At 38.8% G+C, this 22,363-nt stretch carries 19 protein-coding genes; 10 read left to right on the top strand and 9 right to left on the bottom strand.

From position 1 onward, the window contains the following. The first annotated feature begins 28 nt into the window (after positions 1-28). The 3 genes from PLEUR7319_RS0108305 (at position 29) to purT (ending at position 6,002) form a co-directional block, all read left to right on the top strand. Positions 29-1,954 (top strand): tetratricopeptide repeat protein, encoded by a 1,926-nt coding sequence (locus PLEUR7319_RS0108305; RefSeq protein ID WP_019504756.1) that lies wholly within the window; start codon positions 29-31, stop codon positions 1,952-1,954. A 130-nt stretch (positions 1,955-2,084) separates the two neighbouring features. Continuing rightward, the gene (locus PLEUR7319_RS0108300; RefSeq protein WP_019504755.1) at positions 2,085-4,505 is read left to right on the top strand and encodes an NB-ARC domain-containing protein; all 2,421 of its coding nucleotides are present in this window, start codon (positions 2,085-2,087) and stop codon (positions 4,503-4,505) included. A 330-nt stretch (positions 4,506-4,835) separates the two neighbouring features. Next, a complete protein-coding gene (gene purT / locus PLEUR7319_RS0108295) occupies positions 4,836-6,002 on the top strand; it encodes a formate-dependent phosphoribosylglycinamide formyltransferase (RefSeq protein WP_019504754.1) in 1,167 nt (388 codons plus the stop codon). 14 nt (positions 6,003-6,016) lie between these two features. Here purT and PLEUR7319_RS0108290 read toward each other — a convergent pair whose 3' ends face one another. After that, positions 6,017-7,183, bottom strand: a complete 1,167-nt coding sequence (locus PLEUR7319_RS0108290; RefSeq protein ID WP_019504753.1) for an SGNH/GDSL hydrolase family protein — start codon at positions 7,181-7,183, stop codon at positions 6,017-6,019. Positions 7,184-7,297: 114 nt separating this feature from the next. Between PLEUR7319_RS0108290 and PLEUR7319_RS0108285 the strand changes: the two genes are divergently transcribed. Together PLEUR7319_RS0108285 and PLEUR7319_RS0108280 are read left to right on the top strand one after the other, a co-directional pair. Then, positions 7,298-7,564 carry a YciI family protein gene (locus PLEUR7319_RS0108285; RefSeq protein WP_019504752.1) on the top strand — a complete coding sequence of 89 codons (267 nt, stop codon included), beginning with the start codon at positions 7,298-7,300 and terminating at the stop codon, positions 7,562-7,564. A gap of 216 nt (positions 7,565-7,780) precedes the next feature. Continuing rightward, positions 7,781-8,314: a hypothetical protein gene (locus PLEUR7319_RS0108280; protein ID WP_019504751.1), complete on the top strand. Its 534-nt coding sequence runs from the start codon at positions 7,781-7,783 to the stop codon at positions 8,312-8,314. 23 nt (positions 8,315-8,337) lie between these two features. Here PLEUR7319_RS0108280 and panD read toward each other — a convergent pair whose 3' ends face one another. The 3 genes from panD to PLEUR7319_RS0108265 form a co-directional block, all read right to left on the bottom strand. Then, entirely contained in the window at positions 8,338-8,757 is a 420-nt protein-coding gene (gene panD / locus PLEUR7319_RS0108275) for an aspartate 1-decarboxylase (RefSeq protein WP_019504750.1), read from the bottom strand. A gap of 53 nt (positions 8,758-8,810) precedes the next feature. Then, positions 8,811-9,989 (bottom strand): pyridoxal phosphate-dependent aminotransferase, encoded by a 1,179-nt coding sequence (locus PLEUR7319_RS0108270; protein WP_019504749.1) that lies wholly within the window; start codon positions 9,987-9,989, stop codon positions 8,811-8,813. Positions 9,990-10,386: 397 nt separating this feature from the next. Beyond that, a complete protein-coding gene (locus tag PLEUR7319_RS0108265; RefSeq protein WP_019504748.1) occupies positions 10,387-11,745 on the bottom strand; it encodes an NB-ARC domain-containing protein in 1,359 nt (452 codons plus the stop codon). 651 nt (positions 11,746-12,396) lie between these two features. Here PLEUR7319_RS0108265 and hpnH point away from each other — a divergent pair. Continuing rightward, positions 12,397-13,413 carry an adenosyl-hopene transferase HpnH gene (hpnH, locus tag PLEUR7319_RS0108260; RefSeq protein WP_019504747.1) on the top strand — a complete coding sequence of 339 codons (1,017 nt, stop codon included), beginning with the start codon at positions 12,397-12,399 and terminating at the stop codon, positions 13,411-13,413. A gap of 76 nt (positions 13,414-13,489) precedes the next feature. On the opposite strand, the gene PLEUR7319_RS0108255 is transcribed toward hpnH, so the two are convergent. Further along, positions 13,490-13,879 (bottom strand): RidA family protein, encoded by a 390-nt coding sequence (locus tag PLEUR7319_RS0108255; RefSeq protein ID WP_019504746.1) that lies wholly within the window; start codon positions 13,877-13,879, stop codon positions 13,490-13,492. Between the two features lie 251 nt (positions 13,880-14,130). Between PLEUR7319_RS0108255 and miaB the strand changes: the two genes are divergently transcribed. Beyond that, complete coding sequence (miaB, locus tag PLEUR7319_RS0108250) at positions 14,131-15,492, top strand: tRNA (N6-isopentenyl adenosine(37)-C2)-methylthiotransferase MiaB (protein ID WP_026102390.1); 1,362 nt, start codon at positions 14,131-14,133, stop codon at positions 15,490-15,492. A 74-nt stretch (positions 15,493-15,566) separates the two neighbouring features. Here the strand turns inward: miaB and PLEUR7319_RS0108245 are convergent, their stop codons facing one another. Next, on the bottom strand, positions 15,567-16,124 hold the full coding sequence (locus PLEUR7319_RS0108245) for a DUF3727 domain-containing protein (RefSeq protein WP_019504744.1): 558 nt from the start codon (positions 16,122-16,124) through the stop codon (positions 15,567-15,569). A 237-nt stretch (positions 16,125-16,361) separates the two neighbouring features. Next, positions 16,362-18,158, bottom strand: coding sequence for an aspartate--tRNA ligase (gene aspS, locus PLEUR7319_RS0108240; RefSeq protein WP_019504743.1), 1,797 nt, complete (start codon positions 18,156-18,158; stop codon positions 16,362-16,364). 255 nt (positions 18,159-18,413) lie between these two features. Here aspS and PLEUR7319_RS0108235 point away from each other — a divergent pair, with 255 nt between their 5' ends. Next, positions 18,414-19,034: a YdcF family protein gene (locus PLEUR7319_RS0108235; RefSeq protein ID WP_019504742.1), complete on the top strand. Its 621-nt coding sequence runs from the start codon at positions 18,414-18,416 to the stop codon at positions 19,032-19,034. A 101-nt stretch (positions 19,035-19,135) separates the two neighbouring features. Continuing rightward, positions 19,136-19,708, top strand: coding sequence for a hypothetical protein (locus PLEUR7319_RS0108230; protein WP_019504741.1), 573 nt, complete (start codon positions 19,136-19,138; stop codon positions 19,706-19,708). On the opposite strand, the gene PLEUR7319_RS0108225 is transcribed toward PLEUR7319_RS0108230, so the two are convergent. Then, the gene (locus PLEUR7319_RS0108225) at positions 19,705-20,160 is read right to left on the bottom strand and encodes an ABA4-like family protein (RefSeq protein ID WP_019504740.1); all 456 of its coding nucleotides are present in this window, start codon (positions 20,158-20,160) and stop codon (positions 19,705-19,707) included. The genes PLEUR7319_RS0108230 and PLEUR7319_RS0108225 overlap by 4 nt on opposite strands. 344 nt (positions 20,161-20,504) lie before the next feature. Between PLEUR7319_RS0108225 and PLEUR7319_RS0108220 the strand changes: the two genes are divergently transcribed. Next, complete coding sequence (locus PLEUR7319_RS0108220; RefSeq protein ID WP_019504739.1) at positions 20,505-21,086, top strand: Npun_F5749 family FMN-dependent PPOX-type flavoprotein; 582 nt, start codon at positions 20,505-20,507, stop codon at positions 21,084-21,086. Positions 21,087-21,139: 53 nt separating this feature from the next. Here PLEUR7319_RS0108220 and PLEUR7319_RS0108215 read toward each other — a convergent pair whose 3' ends face one another. Then, positions 21,140-22,249: an ATP-grasp domain-containing protein gene (locus tag PLEUR7319_RS0108215; protein WP_019504738.1), complete on the bottom strand. Its 1,110-nt coding sequence runs from the start codon at positions 22,247-22,249 to the stop codon at positions 21,140-21,142. Between the last annotated feature and the right edge of the window lie 114 nt (positions 22,250-22,363).

Below are 22,363 nucleotides of genomic sequence, written 5' to 3'. Positions count from 1 at the left end.
TTAATTCAATAGGAAGGACATTAATAACATGACAACTCTTTCTGAAGCTCTCCAGCTTGCTTCTCAACATCATCGAGCAAATCGCTTAGACCAAGCCGAGCAAGTTTATCGTCAGATTCTCGAAACTCAGCCTGAACGAGTAGAGGTCTTGTATGGGTTAGGTGTGCTAGAGCGGCAGAGAGGAAAAGAGTCTGAGGCAGAAAAGATGTTCCAAGCCGTCCTCCGCATCCAGCCAGAGTCGTTCAAGACTTGGTTTAGTTTGGGCAATTTACGTCAAGCTCAAGAGCATTGGTCCGAGGCTGTGTCAGCTTACCAGCGAGCCTTAGCAATTCGTCCTCAAGAGGCAGCAATCTACAATAACTTGGGTTACGCTCTGCAACAACAAGGTAATTTAGAGAAGGCGATCGCCTACTATCAGAAAGCCTTAGAAATTAATCCTAACTGCACTGAGGCTGAGATAAATTGGAACAACGCTCTTCCCTCCCAAGGAAATATCAATTCTTTTGATATTTTCGATACGTTGATCGCCCGTTTTTGCATCGATCCAGACGAAATATTCCTTCAGGTCGAAAAGAAAACTAACTTCCAGAATTTTGCCTCTTATCGCAAGAAGGCGGAGCATTATCTCTTAAAAAATACTGAGAATTATAATTTAGAAGATATTTATCAGAGATTAGCTCAAGATTTAAATTTAGATAGGTGCGACATCGAAGATCTCAAAGAGGCAGAAGTTGAAACAGAAATTCAAAACGTTATTGGAATTAAAGAGAATTTAGACAAGGTAAAAGATGGGGATCTGCTGGTATCTGACATGTATCTTCCAGAAAGTGTCCTCCGCCAGATGTTGCACCAGGCAGGTTTGAAAAAACAGGTTGACCTAATTGTATCCGCCAAAGGAAAGCATAGTGGTAGAGCTTGGGACAAAATCATTAATGACACCAAGATTGCCCAACACCTTGGAGATAATCGTCATTCAGACGTGCATATGGCACTAAGATCTGGAATCAGAGCCGAATTATATCAGTCAGCTCAACCATCATCTGTAGAAAAAGCCCTCATCAAAATTGGAGCCAAGAGTCTGGCAAGAGTTATCAGAAAAACTCGTTTAGCCAATCATTTTGAAAATCCTGGACAGCAGAATTTTTATAATTGTTTTATACAAGGTAATCTGGTTATTTTGGTGGCTTTCTCAGCTTTTCTCCTGCAAATAGCCAAGCAAAATAATATCCGACGATATTGGTTTTCCAGTCGTGATTGTTATCATTTACATAAGATATTTCGTCAGATTACCAGAAATTGTGAATCTCCCGTCGATTGCGAATATTTCTTCACCAGTCGTTTGGCACGGGTTAAATGTAGCGATGATTATTTGAGTTATCTCTTGCATCTTCTGAACCAGGAGAAAAATTCTGCCGTTGTAGATTTAGCTGGTACAGGGTTGTCTTTGTCTTATTTATTCAAAAAAATAGACCAAAATTTTTCCTTGCCAATCGTCTTTTTTCACCATACTAATCTCGGTAGAGTCAAAAAAATCTATCAAGACAATTTACTCAATGACACCATATTTTCCCTGATTCCTCAGCAAAGTCAGAATCTCAATATTGATGCCCTGGAAATATTAAATTACATTAAGCAACCCATGATTCAAGACGTTCTCAAACAAGATGAGAATGAATATTCACCTGTGTTTTACCCGAGTTCGACATCAGTCGAAATCCTCGAACTAATTGATGGTACAGAAAAAATAATTGATGATTTCTCAGCTCACCTTAACTCAGGAATTGTCGAGGAGATAATTCATGGTGTAGATTTAGAAGATCTGACCAAGTTATCTGTTGCTATTTATCAGCAGCTTTGCCAAAATAAGGATTTTTTTTCATATTTCATGACTTTCCATCTTAAAGAGAATAAAAAGGTTGAACATGAATTGGCTACGCTATTAGCATCGACTTAGGTTGGTCATAGTCTGGTTGATTGACATAACTCAAGTCACATTGTTGAGGGACTTTTAAGGCTAAGATTATTGTAATCTTACTACGAATTAGGTTGTATTCCAGAATCTAAAATCTGGAATAGCTGGAGTTATGAATGTTGAAGCAGCAATAGCCTTAGTGAATAGGTTGGTTTATCAACAAACTCAAAAACACCTCAGTGACTTACAACAGATAATTATTATCAGAGTTTGTCAACGCAAAACCTATTTAGAAATTGCTGATGAATATGGCTGTACTGAAGGACATGCCAAAGATACTGGTTCATTGCTATGGCAATTATTATCAGAAGCTTGGGGCAAAAAGGTATCCAAAGGTAATTTTCGCAGTTTAATTGAAGAACAATTACAGTCACAAGTTAGTGGAGAGAGTAATGTTATTCAAAATATTGATTCTGTCTTCAGTGATTTAGATATTCCTAAAGTTGCAGGCTTTCTTGGCAGACAAACAGCGATCGCAACTATCAAAAATTTAATTAGTCAGGGTAACAAGATTATTGTCATCCAAGGAGAGGGCGGAATTGGCAAAACTACTTTAGCCCAAAGATTTTTGGCAGATCAGGGTTTTGAGGTGGTGTTAGAAGTCTTGATGGCGAAAGAGACCGTAAATATTGTTTCCGCTGCCAGTGTGAGTGAAGAATGGTTGCAGCGAGATTTACATCAGGAGTCAGGAAAAGAATTCGGTGTCACCCTCGCTAGGTTGAAAAGATATTTAGAACAACATCGAGTAGGTATTTTAATTGATAATTTAGAACCGGCACTAGATCTGAACGGTAGATTGATTTCTGCGCATCGTGATTATCTTGAACTATTACGAATCTTAGCTGATAGCCAAGTAAAGTCACTAACCATAATTACTAGTCGCGATCGCCTGTGCGAAGCGGAGATTAATTTAGAACATTATCGTCTATCGGGGCTAGATCTTGCTGCTTGGCAACAGTTTTTTGTCGCCCATCAAATTCAGATAGAAAACAAAGCGATTGCGCGGAGCGCACCAGCAGAGCTGATCGCCCAAATTCATCAGACTTATGGTGGCAATCCTAAGGCTATGGGTCTTCTATGTGGCATTATTCGAGAAGATTATGGTGGAGATATTGAGCAATATTGGCTAGAAAATCGTCACGATCCACTAGTCGAAACAGACCTTAAAAACTTAGTTGCTAGCCAATTTAATCGTCTTCAGCAGCTAGATTCCCAAGCATATTTATTGTTGTGTCGTTTGGGTTGTTATCGCTATCAAGATGTACCTCAAGTTACTCAGCCAGGATTGTTATGCCTCTTATGGGATGTGGATCGTAAAAAGCAAAGACGAGTAATTAAATCCTTACGCAATCGTTCCTTGCTGGAATATAGCCAAGGTAAATATTGGATACACCCAGTGGTGAAAGCAGAGGCCGGAGCAAGATTACAGTTATTACCATCCGAATGGCAACAAGCTCATCGTCAGATTGCTACTTATTTAACCTCAAGTATTAGCAGAATCTATAATATTCAAGATGGTTTAACTGCTTTTGAAGCCTACTATCATTACCTAGCAATCAAAGACTATGCTGCCGCAGCCCAAGTAATTCTTCAGAGCCGAGATAATCAATGGGGGCAGTTTTTGACTCTAGGAACAACTTTATATCGTTTAGGTATCATTCAACCTCTCATGACTGGAATTAATCAGATTATTGAGAAAGTTAAGCACGATCGCCATCGTAGTGAACTCAATAATATTCTGGGGGATTTATATTGGACTATAGGTAAAGTTCATCAAGCGATCGCTTGTCAGCAAGCAACTATTGTTACTAGTCAGAGATGTCTGCAATTAATCCCGCCAATTCCCGAAAACAGGCATGATTTGTACTATTGGAGAATGCTAGAAGTAGACTCTCTACTTAGTCAAGGTTTATACCATATCGATCTCTGGGAACTAGCCACAGCAGCTCATCTATTTCAACAAGTAATTGAGCTAGCTTATCATACTAAACACCATGCCTGGTCAGAAAAAGCAGCTTTAGGATTAGCCTTGGTAAATTCTGATCTAGAATCGGTTCAATCGCCTGCCAGTATAGTTTCCCAGCTATATCGATTAATTGTGGATTTAGAAGATTCTAGTTATAACACAGGACGTTTTGCTTACTTTATACAACTCTTGGGGCAAATATTGTTTAATCATCAAGATACTGCATCGGCAAAAATTATGTGGCAGCGGGCGATCGCTTTTTCTCAATCAAGTCATTACACTCAGATCAAGGCTAAATCTCTAACTGGTTTAGCTGCTATTGAACGTCAGGGAAAAAATTTCGACTTAGCTAATGGGTATCATCAACAAGCAACGGAATTATTAGAAAATATCGGTGCCAAATGTGACCTTGCCGAAGCTTATTTTCAGTGGGGTATTACCCTGAAAACTAATCATCAGATGGATGCCAGCCAAGATTATTTTAAACGAGCGATCGCTCTCTTCCAGCAAATTAAAGCTCCCAAGCAGGTAGATAGAGTACGCTTGATGTGGATTAATAATGTCTAGTTCTGAACTATAGCATTCCTATTTGAGTCATGAACGCCCCTGGTGAGGAAAGGCAGGAGGCAGGGGGCAGGAGGCAGGAGAGATTTTTACAAATCATTTAGGATTGCTATATCTTGTTGTTAATTTATTCTTCAAAACTAGATTTATCTCTGGGGGAACTTTCCCCCAGACCCCCAGTTGGGGAAGTGACGGCTTCCCCAAGCCCCTTCGTAACTAAAGTTTAGTCAAAATATCTGCTTTGCTAGCTGATTCGTACTTGAAATGACGAGTTTAATTCACACCAGACGTAGAGTATTATCAATAAGCAAAATAATAGAATAGTTTTACGTAATGAAAAATCTGCAATTACCCCAAAAAATCATGCTACTTGGTTCAGGAGAACTAGGTAAAGAATTTGTAATCGCTGCGCAACGTCTGGGGAATTTTGTAGTAGCCGTAGATCGTTATGCTGGTGCACCAGCTATGCAGGTAGCCGATGCCTCCGAAGTGATTTCCATGCTCGACGGAGAGCAGTTAGAAGAGATCGTGAAAAAATACCAACCAGATTTTATTGTGCCTGAAATTGAGGCGATTCGTACGGAAAAACTGAGTGAATTTGAACAACGGGGAATCACGGTTATTCCTACCGCTGCAGCGACTAACTACACCATGAATCGCGATCGCATTCGGGAATTGGCAGCCCAAAAATTAGGTGTTCGTACCGCTAAATATGCCTACGCCACCAGTTTAGAAGAATTAACTCAGGCAACAGCAACGATTGGTTTTCCCAATGTCATCAAACCCGTTATGTCTTCTTCGGGCAAAGGACAATCAGTGGTCAAGTCACCCGAAGAAGTGGCAGCAGCTTGGGAATATGCGATCGCTGGTGCGAGGGGCGATACGCAAAAAATTATTGTCGAAGAATTTATTGATTTTGAAATAGAAATTACTTTGATGACAGTTAAGCAATGGGATGGACCGACTATCTTTTGTCCTCCCATTGGTCATCGCCAAGAAAGAGGTGACTATCAAGAATCGTGGCAACCCGCAGGCATATCTCCCACTCAAACTCAACAGGCTGAGGCGATCGCCACTAAAGTGACTGATGCTTTAGGGGGTGCAGGTATTTTCGGAGTCGAGTTTTTTATTACCCCAGATGAAGTGATTTTTTCTGAGCTTTCACCTCGTCCCCATGATACAGGGATGGTAACTTTAATATCTCAGAACTTGAATGAGTTTGAATTACATCTGCGGGCAATTCTCAGTTTACCAATTCCCAAAATTGAACTATTTTCTGCTGCTGCCAGCGCAGTCATTTTAGCCGAGGGACATTCAAAGCAAATTAGCTTTGCTAATGTAGCAGAAGCCTTAAAAGTGCCAGATACAGATATTAAACTTTTTGGCAAACCAAATTCTCGTCCCTATCGTCGTATGGGAGTAGCTTTAGCTAAAGGAAATAACACTCAAGAAGCCAGATCTAAAGCAACAATAGCAGCTAAGACAGTTAAGATTTTATAGCTTAATATAAAAGCCTAATATATACTTTTTATTTCTCCTGTATAAGCAACGCCAATGATGCTGAGCTTCCATTTACGAGGATCTTTTTTACTGGGAATTGTCTTATTGAATCCTAAATCAAATTCAGTGGGATATTCCGGACAAAGAGCAATGGATACTGGAGAAAAGTCTTGTGATTCAGAAAACTTACGTAAAGGTAATGTAACTAAGTTAATCACATTTTGTGGCTTGATCTTATGCACCCAGGAAGAATAGGAACTAGTAACAATCCGTTGGGAATTAAAATCTATAGAGAAAAAACCATCATTGAAATCTGATTTAATAAAAATTGCCATCAATCTTCCCTTGAGCAGAAAGTCTAAGGACATTCCCTGGTAGATCGTGAAATTTTTCTCTCTAAATACTGTATTTTGGTAGACAGATATTCTTGGTTGACTGGAGAAAAACTTGCCAGTTTCAAAGTTTTCCAAAAAAGCTAGATTTTTAAAATTGTCTGGATATATTTCTGAAGTATCTGCTATTTTGAACTTTTCTCTTGTACTTATGATGGTAGATTTTAAACTATCAATTACTCCTAGATTATGTAGTTGATTGACAATTTTTTGAGAAACAACTTTTACTCCATGAGGTCGACTATAATGAGCATGATCTTTAGTATCATATAAAGATTTTACATAGTCAATTTCTTGATATTCAGCTAGTAGTTTAGTTAGATTTAGAACAGGTAAATTATATCGCTTACCAATTAACTCATAAAGTTCGGAAAGATAACAATGATTATTATAAAAACACTCTAGATTTATACCAAAAATCAGAATCACAATTATACAATTGGGATTAGATTTTTGAGCTTTTTTAATAAACCCTTCTAAAGACTTTCCAGCTAGTTCTAATGAGTATTGATTAACTTCAATAGCGTGCCTATCATTTACACAGTATTCAAAAAAAATAATATCACTGTTAGCTGCTATGTTATATCTCTCATGTTGAATCGTGCCGAAAATACTAGGTACACCACCCAAAGAGTAATATTTTAATATAGTAGGCTTAGTGGTTATTTTGCCCAAATAATTGTTTAAAGATTTAACATAACCTTGACGAATGACAGAATTAGAGCCGCCAACAACAGAAATATTTACAGTTGATACCTTGCTCCTAGTCGCAAATTTCTGAATAAGCATTATGATCAGACTAATTAATACGAGAAGACTCTTATTGATAGCTTAAAGAGATTTCCGAATTATATTTCCAAAATTAAATAACTGCCACCGAAATATCTAATCTTCATATTAACTATGCCCATTTTTGTCAAAATTGAAACAGGAATAGTATCCAAGAATACTTTTGATCAGTATGTTCCTGCTCATAAAGATTATGTTCGTCAACTAATAACTCAGGGACATAAAGCTCGAAGCGGTTACTGGAAAGAATTGGGTGGAGGAATGTTGATTTTTGAGGCAGATTCCCTCGAACAAGCTCGTCAAATTGTCGCCCAAGATCCTTTAATCCTCAATAATTGTGTTAACTATGAGTTACATGAATGGTGTATCGTAGTTGAATGATCTGTTATTTCAGTTCAAGCTTTTGCAAATTCGATCTGTTGGTGCTGACTGCTTAAGAGAATCTAATTAAATCTTCTATATCTCGTCACTTTGGTTTATCCTTACTCAAAAGCGACAGTAATTTACTGCATCAATTTATAAATTAAAACATATTCACTGGATAACGAGTTAAATCATTATTTGTCAATCTATAAGGTAATTTAAGAGGTTACTTAAATGAACAGTATAAAAAAAGGTATATCAATAAAACTGGCAGTTGCCTCAGCTGTTGCCGTTAGTAGTCTTACTTATGCTCCGCCAGCTTCAGCGCAATTGTTTGAGTTGGCTGCGGGAGCTTTAAGTATTTTCAATAACTTAACCAGGAAGTCTGGTCCTCAACAAACACCCCAGCAAGCACCTCCAGTGGTTATTCCTCAACGACCATTGCCACCTCCAAGCCCTAAATATAATGTTGGTGCAGGAAATTTGAATGGCAATACGATCAATCTTTGTATATCGGGATGTTTGCCCAGTGGTTCTCAGGCTCTGCCTCCTAGACCACAGTCTTTCCCTGTTTTTCCTCCTGCCAGAATCACTCAATCTGGAGCGCCAATTCCTCCCCAAGCAGTTCCTCCCAGACCAGGCACAGTTAATACAGTACCTCCTGGTGCAACAACTCAACCCAGAACCACGGTTCCACCTCAACCTGCTCCCAATCGTCCAGTGCTAACTATTCCTCCGATTCCATTGCCGGTTAATATACCAAATTAGATCTCTAAAATTAGATCTCTAAATTAATAGGATGAAGTTTGAAATCCCAAACGATCTCCTTGAGGAATTAGTTTTTGTTCAATAAATTCGATGCAGTAGTTGTGTTCATCAGCGACAACTACTTTTGCTTGGTGTCCTTGATGCATCACCTCAGCGCGATCGCGAATTTCATAGGCAATAATGATCAAAATATCTCCTGGTTGGCATAGTAAGGCTGCACCACCATTGGGACAGATTCCTCCAGCTCCTGCTTCTCCGGCGATCGCATAGGTAGACCAACGTTTGCCGTTGTTGAGGTTAATAACATCCACCTCTTCTAAAGGAAGAATACCGACTTTATCCATTAAGTCTTGATCGATAGTAATACTACCTACATAATTAACATTAGCTTCTGTAACTCTTACGCGATGAAGCTTAGCGTGCATTAACTTAATTTGAGTCATCTATTTCCTTTAAACTTGATACTTATATCATAAACTGCCGAGGAAGTCAGATGTTATTTACAAATATTTTTCAGACTGTCAATTAGTCTTTGCATTCCTATCTCAGCATCAGATAACTGCAAGCTACCATAAGCAACTCGGAGGTAACAGTCATTTTCCATACCAAAAGTACTACCAGGAATTACTGCTACCTGATACTTTTCCACTAGTTGCGTAACTAATTCTAGATCGTTGAGATGAGTATGGACTTTTAAAAAGAAATAAAATGCCCCCGAACCAGGGACAATAGTACAGATTTCAGCAAGTGATCGTAATTTTGCCAAAACTAAAGCACGTACTTTGGCAATTTCTTGAAGATATTTTTTACAATAGCTAGCTCCTACTTGTAATGCACCCAGCGCAGCATACTGACAAATCACAGGAGGACAAATTAAATTAGTATCTTGTATTTTTTTGATCGGCATTAGTAGATGTTGAGGAATAACCATATAGCCAATCCGCCAGCTAGCAAAACCATAGGCTTTAGAGAGGCTAAATAGAGAAATGGTATGAGCTTGGCTCTTGGGAAAAGAACCAGGAGAGGTATGCTGGATGCCATCATAGGTAAAATACTCATAGGCTTCGTCGCTAATATGATAGATACCGCGATCGCGACAGAGATCGTTAACTGCTTTTAAGCTCGTCTCAGGATACACAGCCCCCGTGGGATTATTGGGTGAAATAGTTACAATCGCTCTAGTTCTGGGTGTAATTGCTTGAGCGATCGCCTGCAAATCTAACTGATATTGATTGTCGGTGTGAACTAAGACTGGGTGGCAATTAGCCATTGTAATCGCCATCTCATGATTGAAGTAATAAGGAGTATTGAGAATAATTTCATCTCCTGCTTGAGTAATCGCCAGGATCGCATTCATAAAACCCATATTGCTCCCAGCAGTGACCACAATACAGTTTTGCTGATTAACCTCAATCTGGTTGTCCGTAATTAGCTTAGTTTTAATTACCTCTACTAAAGGTTCAATTCCTGTGACGGCTTTATATAAATGATTGTCTGGTTGCGCGAGAAATGATTGCAGAGATGCGATCGCCTGTTCTGGTGGTGGATAAGATACAACCCCTTGTCCTAAAGATATTGTCCCTGGATTATGGCGAATTAATTCCCCAATATATGGAATCAATGGTGACTGAACCTGCTCCATACGAGAGTTGAAATTTTTGACAGTTAAAGACATTTATGAATATTTTTGGCTTATTTTGTCCGATGCCTAGCACTAAGTAAATCCACTTTATTAAACATAGAATGGTTAAGATCGGGGGTAGGTATTAGGGGTTAGGGATTAGGGAGAATCATCTTTAATTTCTTCAATGTTCTATTAGATGTTTTTTTAAGTGAAGCTACTTATCGCCATACAAAGTTGTATTGAGACAAGTTTATTTGATTACCCGTAAGTAATCAGTAATCAGTAATCAGTAATCAGTGTCCTAATGTAAGTTCGTATTGCTATACTAGTCTGCCAATTTGGAAATGATGGATGCCAAAAAAGTTCGGAGTTATAGGTTATAGATTAGTTCAGAGTCAGAAAATTTGCCCCTCAATTTAAACTTGTTAGAGTACTAGTAGTCTTAATATCATATATTTACCCTGCTCTTTTCTGCTCTGTGAGTAAATATTAGATATTTCATGATCATTGGTTGGAGAGTAAAACTAATTTGATTTTCTGCGGCCAACACCACAATTAGCGATCGCTTTTTTAAAGAGGTCAGAGTAGGAAGCAATTTTGATAAACTCACTTGAGACTCGAAGTGCATTTGTATTTGTTTTAAATTCATTGGTTGACGATTTGTTGCTAAAGTACTCACAATCTGCTTTTCCAAGTCGGATAAACGCTTAAATTGCTCTTTCAAAAGTTTTTGGAAAGGAGTTGGTACGATAACTTCCAATTCTGTATTAGCCCCTAAAAACAGAGCTACACTCCCGTCAAATAGATCTTTTATGGTTGTTGAAACTAGATTTAAGGCTAGAGGATTGCCACCATAACGCTCGATCATTTTTTGCCAACAGTTGGAGTCTGATAACCCTTTTTCTCTGAATATTTCCTTGGCTGCATCCCCTAAGCTGCCTAGTTGTATTGAGTCAGCTTTATTTCCTCGAACAAAATACATATTCATCGGTTCATCCTGACTAGTCAGCAACAAACAGCTTTGATGAGATTCTTCTGATATCCGTTTAATAAAATGACTATAGTTACTATATTTCTCTTGATAAAAGCCAGCCAGATGATTAACACCTAAGAGTGCTTCTAAACCATCAAAAATTAGTAGACATCTTGATGAGCGCAAGTATTCTATCAGCAGAGAAATTTGCTCATTAATGTCCGTGGGTAAATTGTTGCAGTTTAAAAATCCCAGTATACCTGGCAATAGATCCTCAAGCATTGGAGCATGAGCTAAGTTGCGCCAGATAATATACTTAAATTCGTACAGATTTTGTTGCGCAAACTTTATCCCCAGAGTGGTTTTACCTATTCCTCCCATACCCAGCAGGGTTATAACATGATACTTATTCTGTATAATCTTTTTTTCTAACTGTGCTAGTTCTGTTTCTCGACCGTAAAAACTGGAAATTTCTGGTGCTTCCTGCCAATCGCATCTTGGCTGAAGAATCTTATATCCTGCTGCTTCTAGCCACTGGGCGATATTGCGCCAGCTTTTAATTGCATTAAGATCGTGAGCGGTTAAAGTTTCGACATAGCGGTACAATCCTCTAGTTAGCTCAACTCTCAAAGAGTTTAATGCCCAATGAAGATGTTTAGCTATATCTTTAGGTGAATAATTACATAGCAAGCCACGAAGAATTGCTTTTTCAATCGCTGTAAGTTGCGCCGAACTAAACGTATGTAATTGTTTGGCTTGGGTTAGCTTTAGATATAGTTTTTCTAGATCCCAATTAACTCCTGCTTCCTGAAACAATTGGTCTTCAAATTTCATAACTTCAAAAACCCTTGGAAATAAACATTTAAAGTAAACATACGTTTCACTGTACATTTAGATGCATCATTGTCTACAGATAAAAGCCATATGTTATGTGATTAACTACGCAGCCCAAGCCAATTTATAATCTGCTTGCTATGTAATAATTGTAGGGCTTAAAGTAGTTGATCTTAGATAGTGCGATCGCGCCGACGCTCTTTATCATGTTCTAACTTGAATACTGTGAGCTTACGTTTAAATCGGGAAAAACTAGGGAAGACTTATTACCTTTCGGTCATGGGTCAAAAGCCCAGTCTTTTATGACGATAGGGTAAGGAGTAATATTAAGTTCGGTTGAATACTTAAATTAAGAATGAGGTCAAGTAACAAGTAACAAGTAATAAGTTTTTCAGGTCTGCAATAAGCCTGTTTATTTCAATTAATTATCCGTACTTGATATAAGGGGTAAAGGAGCGATTAATTGGCTACGTAGTCAGGTAACTCCACCCTTTAACCTTTTTTCCTTTAACCTTTTACCCAAAAAAGCTTTTAGCTTTTAAAGGTAAATTAACGCTCAGAATCCTAATAAATCCCGAAGTTTCCTGAAATTATTGTTCAAATCTCATTACAATAAGCCGAAAGAGATCTGGTGTCAGAGGAGACAAAAAAATGGCGATTCAAATTCAACAAGCAATTACAGTTGGCAAGTATTTGGTAAGTCAGCGCCTGATGGGGCGAAAACACTTTCCTTTGGTACTAATGTTAGAGCCTTTATTTCGTTGTAATCTAGCGTGTTCTGGCTGCGGTAAAATTCAGCATCCCACAGAAATATTAAAACAAAATTTGACTCCAGAACAGTGTTTTGCAGCAGTTGAAGAGTGTGGCGCACCAGTAGTTTCGATTCCTGGGGGAGAGCCTTTATTACATCCTCAAATTGATGAGATTGTTCGAGGCTTAGTTAAACGGAGGAAATTTGTCTATCTCTGTACTAATGGCATTTTGTTGGAGAAAAGCTTGAGTAAGTTTGAACCTTCTCCTTATCTGACTTTTAGCGTACATTTAGATGGCTTGCGGGAACAACATGATAAATGTGTCGATCGTGATGGGGTATTTGATAAAGCGATCGCTGCGATTAAAGCTGCCAAACAAAAAGGATTTAGGGTAACTACTAACACCACAGTGTTTGAAGGAGCTGACCCCAGAGAAATGCAAGAATTTTTTGATTTTCTGGAAACACTGAATTTGGATGGAATGATGATTTCCCCTGGTTATAGTTACGAGTGGGCACCAGATCAGGAAAACTTTTTAAAGAGGGAGCAAACCAAAGCCTTGTTTAGACAGATACTTTCCCCTTGGAAATCCGGTCATAAAAATTGGAATTTTAATCATAATCCTTTATTTTTAGAGTTTCTTATGGGAGATCAAGACTTTGATTGTACTCCTTGGGGTAGCCCTAGCTATAGCGTTTTAGGTTGGCAAAAGCCCTGTTATCTCCTTAATGAAGGACACTTCTCCAGTTACCAAGAACTAATTGAGAATACTCAATGGAGTAATTACGGCAAAAAGAGCGGCAATCCCAAATGTACCGATTGTATGGTGCATTGTGGTTACGAACCTACCGCAGCAACCGCAGCATTACAGCCAGAAAACATGGGTAAAGCGATCGGAGCTTTGTTTGGAGGATAATATTTAAGGGATGAAGGCAGAAGGATGAAGGATGAATGAATCATTCATTATTATCTTTTTCCTTTACCCTTTATTGTTAATGATTAATTATGGCATCAGCTTCAATTTCTACTAGTATTTCTGGTGCGATTAATCGACTAACTTCTACCATGCTGGTAGCAGGGCGAATGTGGGCAAAATATTCTTGATGCGCCTGACCGATCATTTTCCAGCGGTCAATGTTAGTTACGTAAATTCTGGTGCGTACGACATCTCCGAGGGAAGCTCCTGCCATGGCTAAAGCTGACTCAATGTTTTTGATAATTTGTTTGGTTTGAACATAGGGGTCGCCTAAACCAACAATTTTTCCACGCTCATTGGTGGCAGTAGTTCCTGAAACATGAACATAGTTACCAATTTTGACTGCTCTTGAATATCCCACCTCTAATTCCCAGGGAGAGTTGGTACTAATATTTTGTCGTTTCACGATTATAAAAATGTTCAATCCAAAATAATATTATTATTAGCTAAACTTTACTGTGTTTGAAGCCGAGATAAACATAATATTTTTGATGTAATGTCTGGAAAAAATCATATTTTAAGGATGAAAACTCTTTTCTCTCTTAGCTTAATCAATTTTTTGAACTTACTTTTTCAGAGGATAGATTAAGCTTGTTATGTAGCGTTCTAAACTAGTATAGTAGTTCTATTCCATTTTCTAGTTATTGTTGATTTCTTATGAATAATACCAGCAAAAAATACAATATCATTACCTTTGGTTGCCAGATGAATAAGGCTGATTCTGAGCGCATGGCTGGTGTACTAGAAAATATGGGTTTTGAAGCTTCTGAAGACCCTAATTTAGCCGATTTAGTTCTCTACAATACCTGTACGATTCGTGATAATGCAGAACAGAAAGTTTATTCTTATCTGGGTAGACAGGCAAAACGTAAACACAAGGAGCCAGATTTAACTTTAGTCGTAGCTGGTTGTGTCGCCCAACAAGAAGGAGAAAAGTTATTGCGTCGTGTACCAGAGTTAGATTTGGTCATGGGACCTCAGCATGCCAATCGCTTGGAAGATCTTTTGCAACAGGTGTTTGACGGCAATCAGGTAGTTGCTACTGAGCCAATTCATATTGTTGAAGATATCACCAAACCCCGTCGCGATAGTAATGTTACTGCTTGGGTCAATATTATCTATGGTTGTAATGAACGGTGTAGCTACTGTGTTGTGCCTAATGTTAGAGGAACAGAACAATCTCGCACTCCTGAGGCAATTAGAGCTGAAATGGAAGAGTTAGGCAGACAAGGCTATCGAGAAATTACTTTACTGGGACAAAATATTGATGCCTACGGTAGAGATTTACCAGGAAGCACTCCTGAGGGTAGACACAAGCATACTCTAACAGATTTACTGTATTATGTTCACGATATACCTGGAATTGAGCGCATTCGGTTTGCTACTAGTCATCCCCGCTATTTTACAGAAAGATTAATCAAAGCTTGCAAAGAGTTACCAAGGGTCTGCGAACATTTTCATATTCCTTTTCAGTCGGGAGATAATGAGATTCTCAAGGCAATGAAGCGAGGTTACACCCATGAGAAATATCGTCGCATCATTCAGACTATCCGAGAATATATGCCCGATGCTTCCATTAGTGCTGATGCCATTGTCGGTTTTCCTGGGGAAACAGAACAACAGTTTGAGAATACTCTACAACTAGTTGAAGATATTGAGTTTGATCTGATTAATACTGCGGCCTATTCTCCCCGTCCTGGTACTCCAGCAGCATTATGGGACAATCAGTTAAGTGAAGAGGTTAAAAGCGATCGCCTTCAACGGTTAAATCGTTTAGTGGCGGTTTCAGCCGAAGCTCGTTCTCAGCGTTATTTAGGAAGGGTAGAAGAAATTTTAGTTGAAGGACAAAATACTAAAGAACCTAATCAAGTAATGGGTCGAACTAGAGGTAATCGATTAACTTTCTTCCCAGGAGACATTGAAGAGTTAAAGGGCAAAACAGTGAAAGTAAAAATTACTGAGATTCGTTCTTTTAGTCTTACCGGAGAGGCAGTTCGGGTAGTGGCGATGGCTGGATAAAAATTCATAGGGAACAGGGAACAGGGAATAGGGAACATCAAGAAAATATTCCTCATCCCTCATCCCTCATCCTTTTATTCTTCCGATAATAATTCTTCTAAAATTGGCAGTAAATTTTCTTGATCTGGAGAAACTAATTCTAAGCGATTTTCTAAGTCATATCGTGCAAAGAATAACAGAGGGGTTAAAGGAGTATAAATACCGTATTTTTGGTTGGCGTGAAAAAAGTAAGATAGAGATTGTAACTCTTCGGAGTCAGCATCTTCATCATCAGCATCTAGTGTTAGAATTTGATCCTCTTCAATGGGAGGTAGTTCTCCTGTAGCAGTTAAGGTATAGGCTGTGTGGTGGAGAAAAAGATTTTGTTCCGCCAAAACTGCTTTGGCATTGCTAAAAATTTCAGCAATCTCTGCATCATCATCTAACATTGCTGCTTCTACTTCATCTTCACTGTCATTATCAATGGTCATTATTACCACAGGGATATCCACTGGTATCAAAAGCAGATAGGTCATGCTATCAATTTCTAGAGACTGCTCAATATAACAAGGAAGCGATCGCCCGTTCTCATCGACGATCGTCAAAGTTTCTTCATCATATTGTTCATCCTGATTAAACTGAGATGACGACATAGTTCTGATCTAGCTAATTCCTACTTTTACCACCAATACTTTAAGACTGACAAAAAAACCCTCAAATATAAGATTTGTCTAGGTTTACTTTAAACCTCAGGATATCATGACCGAGAACCAATTTTCGAAGGATCAGTGATGATATATGAAGATCGGGAATATAACAGTACAAGCTAACTATTTTTTGGTGCTTATTGCGATAATCCCTAATCCTCAAATCAGCAAAAAGTAATTTACTTAACATTGATCTTTTTTGGGTTTGTAAGTAGAAACCACTTCTAATTCTTTTAACTGCTTAGAATCTACCATAGCAGGGGCATCTGTCAGTAAACAACTAGCTTGCTGTGTTTTCGGGAAGGCGATGACATCTCGAATTGATTCTTCTCCCGCCATTAACATCACTAGGCGATCCAAACCATAAGCAATTCCACCATGGGGTGGGGTTCCGTATTCAAATGCTTCTAGCAGAAAACCAAATTTATTGTCAGCTTCTTCAGTCGATAAGCCGATCGCTTGAAAGACTTGTTCTTGAATCTCTTTCTGATAAATCCTTAAGCTCCCACCGCCAATTTCGATGCCGTTATAAACTAAGTCATAAGCTTGGGCTCTAGCGGTAGTTAAATCATCAATATCTTCGGGATAAGGGGCCGTAAAGGGATGGTGCAATGCCTCATAGCGTTTTTCTTCAGCATTCCACTCAAACATAGGAAATTCAGTTACCCAGATTAAGTTAATTTGCTCGTTATCGATTAACCCCATTTCTTGAGCAATAAATAAACGAAGGCGGTCTAAAGATTTATTGACAGTGGCAGTGTCTCCAGCACCAAATAGCAGCAGATGCCCTGGTTTAGCCCCAGTTCGTCTTAAAAGCTCTTGTTTCTGCTCCTCGCTCAAATTGTCTTTAATTGCCCCAATGGTATCGATTTCGTTATTTTCTCTAACCCGAATGTAAGCAATTCCCTTGGCTCCTGCGGCTACAGCTTCATTAAAAATATCGCCCTTGGGTTTAATGCGAACATTGGAAATACTATCATTGCCGTTGGGGATCGGCAGAACTTTGACTTGCCCGCCATTGGCGATCGCTCCGGAGAAAACTTTAAACCCAGAATTTTTCACGATATCTGAAACATCTACCAATTCCATCTCAAAGCGGGTATCTGGTCGATCTGTTCCATAGCGTTCCATCGACTTAGCATAGGTAATACGGGGAAAGGGACGAGGAATTTCCATATCTTTAACAGTTTTAAAAATATGACAGATCAAAGTCTCATTGAGTTCGATAATCTCATCTTGAGATAGAAAGCTCATCTCCATATCTAGCTGGGTAAATTCTGGCTGTCTGTCGGCGCGTAAGTCTTCATCACGAAAGCAACGGGCAATTTGATAGTAGCGATCGCATCCTGAAACCATCAATAGCTGTTTAAATAATTGAGGAGATTGGGGTAAAGCATACCAATTACCGGGATTAACACGGGAAGGTACCAGATAATCCCTTGCTCCTTCAGGGGTAGAGCGAGTCAAAATTGGAGTTTCAATCTCAATAAAGTTTTCTGTATCTTCCAGAAAACGGCGCATTGCCTTAACTACCTGATGACGCAATTGAAGGTTTTTTGCCATGCGATCGCGTCTGAGGTCAAGATAACGATGTTGCAGGCGGAGTTTTTCCCCTACAGGCTCTGTATCAGCGGTAGAAACTTGGAACGGGAGTTGTTTACTTACTGCGTTTAGCACTTCAATCGATTCGGCATAAATTTCCACCTGACCTGTAGGTAACTTATCGTTGAGAGATTCAGGAGGACGCTGGCTTACTTTTCCTACTGCTTTAACCACATATTCACTACGCAAAGATTCAGCATCACTGTATGATTGAGGCGTACGTTGAGGATCGCTGACAATTTGGACTGTTCCTGTGCGATCGCGCAAGTCAATAAAAATCACGCCGCCATGATCGCGACGGCGATCAACCCAGCCATAGATAGTAACGGTTTGGTCTATGTGTTCGGTTCGTAATTCGCCACAGTAGTTAGTTCTCATGCCCAGTAGCTAAGTAATAATATTTAAAATACAGCGTCTTCAAGAGTAACAAAATCTGCACCCCTGTTGTCTATTATTTATTAATACTCACTAGAGACGTTTCCGAAAATGCTATCTACAATAAGTTGAGTTCGACCAAAAAATATCCCAAGATCAATATTGACAATAACAATTACTCCATCAATTTTTTTAATATTTATAACTTTTTAGCATCCTCTGCTGCCATAAATTAGAGCTTATCGGAGCATTGCGTCTATGTTTTTTAGTCTTCAACCCAGAGATGAATCGAAATTAATTATTGTTAATCCTGTTAGCAAACTCAGACTGTTGTTGTTGTTTTCTGCTGTCGCTGCAACTCTCTGTGTAGGATTTAAACCGATCAATAATTCTGTTACTACTACTCCCGAAGCTTTACTTGTCCTTGGCGGACACGAGGAACGAGAGCATTTTGCTGCCAAGTTAGCACAACAATATCCCCAGTTGCCAATTTGGATTTCTTCTGGTAGCCCTCAAGACTATGCCCAAAGAATTTTTACTAAAGCTGGAATATCTCGCGATCGCCTACACCTAGATTATCGTGCCAGTGATACTGTAACTAACTTCACTACCTTAGTCGATCAACTCAAAGCTGAGGGTATTGATAGCGTTTACCTAATTACTTCCGAAAATCACATGACAAGAGCCAAAGTAATTGGTGATATTGTCTTTGGTAGTCGTGGAATTGATTTTCAACCCATTGCCGTTCCTTCAGATAATCCCCCAGAACCTATTGAAAAGTGCTGGCGTGATGGCGCAAGATCGATTTTTTGGTTGTTGACAGGTCATACAGGTGCGATTCTAGTAAAATACGGCGGAAAAGGTCTTAAATTTCTTTAGATATTCATCTAAAGACTAGTTCACAGAATATATGAGCAATATTAGCCAGGCAATCAAGCGATCGCTGTTAAATAATGATTAATTTCAATGAGGTTTAGTTAGTGAATACTCCAAGTCACTACATTCTTAATTTAGCTTTACTGGGAAAAACCATCGCTCCCAAAAGTAATGTAGCGATCGCTATTGGCGGAATCTTACCCGATCTGCCCATTTTTCTATTTTACTTTGTCGCCAAATTTATCTATAAAATGCCCGAAGGCAAAATTTGGTCAGAAGCTTATTATGAGCCTTTCTGGCAGAATCTTGTCGCTCTATTCCACTCCATTCCGTTAGCGATAATTGGCGCAGTAATTTTCTACTATTTGGATTGGAAACCAGGAATAATTCTTTGTCTGAGTATGGTTTGCCATTCCCTATTAGATCTACCTGTGCATAATGATGATGCCCATCGTCACTTTTTTCCCTTTAGTGATTATCGTTTTATCAGTCCTTTTTCTTATTGGGATACAAATCACTATGGCAGAATCGTGGCTTTTATCGAAATGGCTTTGGTAATTAGTGTCAATCCGATTGTTATTGGTTTGCTTAATTCACCTTGGACTAAAGGAATAGTGATTGCGATCGATTTATTTTATTTACTTGGTTATTACCGTTTTTATTTGCTCTCAGGCTAGGAAACAGCAGTATCGGTAGTAGTTTCTGCCAAATTATTATTTCGGTTAAAAATAGCGGCAGTAATAATATGGGAAAGTAAGCCCACAGGACCAAAAAATAGACAGAAGATTAAAGAATGAATTGTCCAAATTTGCTTTTCTTGTCCTTGCCAATAAATCCATCTTCCTACAAATAAATCCATGACTAAAAAGTGAACCCAGCCAGCACCAGCAGCACCCTCCTGAGAGAAAAAACGAGCAATATCTGCTAATTGAGGATTGGCTAAAGCAGCAGCCGATTCTGGGTCAACTGTAGCTACTAAATAATAAATATATAAACCAATTAAAGGTAAAAAAATCAAGTAAGACCCCATGACTTTTTTGGTAACGCCCCAATTTGGGAATAAAATCATAACCGTCCAAAAAGGCAAAACATATGTATTAGCAATATCAAATAGTAGAGCAGGAGTCATAATTTACAAGATAAAAGATGCGGTATGAAATATTAAGCACAATTTGCATTATATGTATTTATTCCATCTCTCGCCGATATTAATTATTATCAATTACGTCTGATGTGAATTGAACTCGTCATTTTAAGTATTAATTAGCTAGTAAAGCAGATATTTTGACTAATACTTTAGTTACGAAGGGGTTTGGGGAAGCCGTCACTTCCCCAACTGGGGGTCTCCTAAAGGATACCGCTTCGCATATGGGGGAAAGTTCCCCCAGAGATAAATATAGTTTTGAAAGATAAATTAACAACAAGACAGTTCACAATTAAGCATTATTAATCCACATCAAGCGTTAATTACTTATGTTAGCTCCATGGAGATCGCTATTATCCAGTGCCATTCATCGCAATCGCTCTAAACCCTATTCCCGTTATTTTCAGTTAGCCACCGTAACATCAGAAGGCTATCCTGCTAACCGTACAGTTGTTTTTCGAGGTTTCTTAGATGACGAACAGAATAGTCTCAAGATTATTACTGATGCTCGCAGCGCGAAAATTCAGGATATTGAGCATCAGGCGATCGCTGAAGTCTGTTGGTATTTTACGAAAACTCGCGAACAGTTTCGAATTACTGGTAATCTGCAATTAATAACTTCAGCGGAAACAAACTCCGACTTAAAACAAGCCCGTCAAACCACTTGGCAGCATCTTTCTGATGCAGCGCGATCGCAATTTGCTTGGCCAGATCCAGGAAAACCTCAAAGCGATAAAGCTTTATTTAAGGTGAATCCTCCTGATGCCAACCTTCCTCTAAATAATTTTGGCTTATTACTATTAATCCCTAATAAAGTCGATCATCTACAACTTCGAGGCGATCCTCAGCAACGATGTTTGTATACTTTACAAAGCGATCAAACTTGGTCAACCGACCCTGTAAATCCTTAAGTCAGTAAAGGGCTGATAGCTGTTTAAGGTAATCAGTAATCAGTAATCAGTAATCAATTTCCCAGTCTTTGCTTAAGTTGTTTTCGAAGTTCATCCTGTTGGCTAATGGAACCTGCTAGTAAAATGCCTAATTTGCCGACTAGTATACTACCCCAATTCACTATAATTATTCCTATCCCAGTGGTGTGGTCGTATTCTAGACCGCTTAGATCAAGTTCATCTAGAGAGTGATATTTAGTGGTGAAATTTTCGCTAGACCAGCTATTGATGTTCAGTTTCTGAGCTATTCCCGTAGGATAAGAAGCACCGTTAAATCGAGGATTACACTCAATAGCAAAGTAATCTACTCCAGTTTCTTTTTCTACAACAGCCACATCAAAAGCAAAAATCCCCTTCATGCCTTTTTGGGTCATCCATTTTGCCATTGGCTCGATTAATTCCCAAGGTTGATAGGCGGTGGGGTAACGATTACCTTGATGAGCAAAACCATCTAGTATTTGTTCGGTAGCAGCTAGAGGTTCAACCGTTTCGTTTTTAACCTGATACTGTAAATTGAGAAATTTATCAGCTATTACTTCTTGTTGTAGCTGTAGAGGAGTATCTTCATCCAAATTAGCGATCGCACTATCTAATTCATCTGGGGTGGCACAGCGATAAATACCAACGCCATCTACTGAAATAGCGGGTTTGAGATAACAGGGATAAGGAACATTACTAAAATCTTTTAATTGCGTTTGGTTATTAGCGCATAGAGTTAAAGGAACAGTCACGTCTAACTCTTCTGCCAAACTTATAAAATTGTTTTTGGAGTTGATATATTCAACCACATCTTGCCAGTCTTGATTGCGATCGCGAAACCAATCATCATCTTGGCTAGATTCATGAAGAGCATCGCCAAAGATAAATACTGATGGTTCGTAATCTGGATACTGTCTTAATTGCTGAAAAGAGACATCCCAAATTGGATTTTGGCTGTGACTCAAACCAATATTGCGGTAGTGGGAGGTAATTGCCGTCCACTGAGATTTCAAATCGGGATGTAATTGAATTAGGTCATCTGGTTCGGTCATACCTAATACTCTGCCAGAATATAGATAATTACCAACCACAGCATCATGAGTACAGTGCATGATGTCGTGATTAAAAATTCTGTTCCCAGTCATGGTTAGCTCTGAGTCAAAACTGTTAAGTTACTACTTTAACTTCTCTTAAAATGCTCTTCTTAAACTGTAGCGAAATAGACAATTTATGATGGTTCTAGTTATAAATAACTATTA

This window comes from Pleurocapsa sp. PCC 7319, from assembly GCF_000332195.1.
Taxonomy (GTDB): Bacteria; Cyanobacteriota; Cyanobacteriia; order Cyanobacteriales; family Xenococcaceae; genus Waterburya.
Note: the sequence above shows the minus strand (reverse complement) of the source record. Positions and strands in the feature narration are given on the sequence as shown.

What these genes read in the sequence shown, in the direction of transcription:
- PLEUR7319_RS0108305 (WP_019504756.1), top strand. Translation starts at nt 29, where the DNA reads ATGACAACTCTTTCTGAAGCTCTCCAGCTTGCTTCTCAACATCATCGA.
- PLEUR7319_RS0108300 (WP_019504755.1), top strand. Translation starts at nt 2,085, where the DNA reads ATGAATGTTGAAGCAGCAATAGCCTTAGTGAATAGGTTGGTTTATCAA.
- purT (WP_019504754.1), top strand. Translation starts at nt 4,836, where the DNA reads ATGAAAAATCTGCAATTACCCCAAAAAATCATGCTACTTGGTTCAGGA.
- PLEUR7319_RS0108290 (WP_019504753.1), bottom strand. Translation starts at nt 7,183, where the DNA reads ATGCTTATTCAGAAATTTGCGACTAGGAGCAAGGTATCAACTGTAAAT.
- PLEUR7319_RS0108285 (WP_019504752.1), top strand. Translation starts at nt 7,298, where the DNA reads ATGCCCATTTTTGTCAAAATTGAAACAGGAATAGTATCCAAGAATACT.
- PLEUR7319_RS0108280 (WP_019504751.1), top strand. Translation starts at nt 7,781, where the DNA reads ATGAACAGTATAAAAAAAGGTATATCAATAAAACTGGCAGTTGCCTCA.
- panD (WP_019504750.1), bottom strand. Translation starts at nt 8,757, where the DNA reads ATGACTCAAATTAAGTTAATGCACGCTAAGCTTCATCGCGTAAGAGTT.
- PLEUR7319_RS0108270 (WP_019504749.1), bottom strand. Translation starts at nt 9,989, where the DNA reads ATGTCTTTAACTGTCAAAAATTTCAACTCTCGTATGGAGCAGGTTCAG.
- PLEUR7319_RS0108265 (WP_019504748.1), bottom strand. Translation starts at nt 11,745, where the DNA reads ATGAAATTTGAAGACCAATTGTTTCAGGAAGCAGGAGTTAATTGGGAT.
- hpnH (WP_019504747.1), top strand. Translation starts at nt 12,397, where the DNA reads ATGGCGATTCAAATTCAACAAGCAATTACAGTTGGCAAGTATTTGGTA.
- miaB (WP_026102390.1), top strand. Translation starts at nt 14,131, where the DNA reads ATGAATAATACCAGCAAAAAATACAATATCATTACCTTTGGTTGCCAG.
- PLEUR7319_RS0108245 (WP_019504744.1), bottom strand. Translation starts at nt 16,124, where the DNA reads ATGTCGTCATCTCAGTTTAATCAGGATGAACAATATGATGAAGAAACT.
- aspS (WP_019504743.1), bottom strand. Translation starts at nt 18,158, where the DNA reads ATGAGAACTAACTACTGTGGCGAATTACGAACCGAACACATAGACCAA.
- PLEUR7319_RS0108235 (WP_019504742.1), top strand. Translation starts at nt 18,414, where the DNA reads ATGTTTTTTAGTCTTCAACCCAGAGATGAATCGAAATTAATTATTGTT.
- PLEUR7319_RS0108225 (WP_019504740.1), bottom strand. Translation starts at nt 20,160, where the DNA reads ATGACTCCTGCTCTACTATTTGATATTGCTAATACATATGTTTTGCCT.
- PLEUR7319_RS0108220 (WP_019504739.1), top strand. Translation starts at nt 20,505, where the DNA reads ATGTTAGCTCCATGGAGATCGCTATTATCCAGTGCCATTCATCGCAAT.
- PLEUR7319_RS0108215 (WP_019504738.1), bottom strand. Translation starts at nt 22,249, where the DNA reads ATGACTGGGAACAGAATTTTTAATCACGACATCATGCACTGTACTCAT.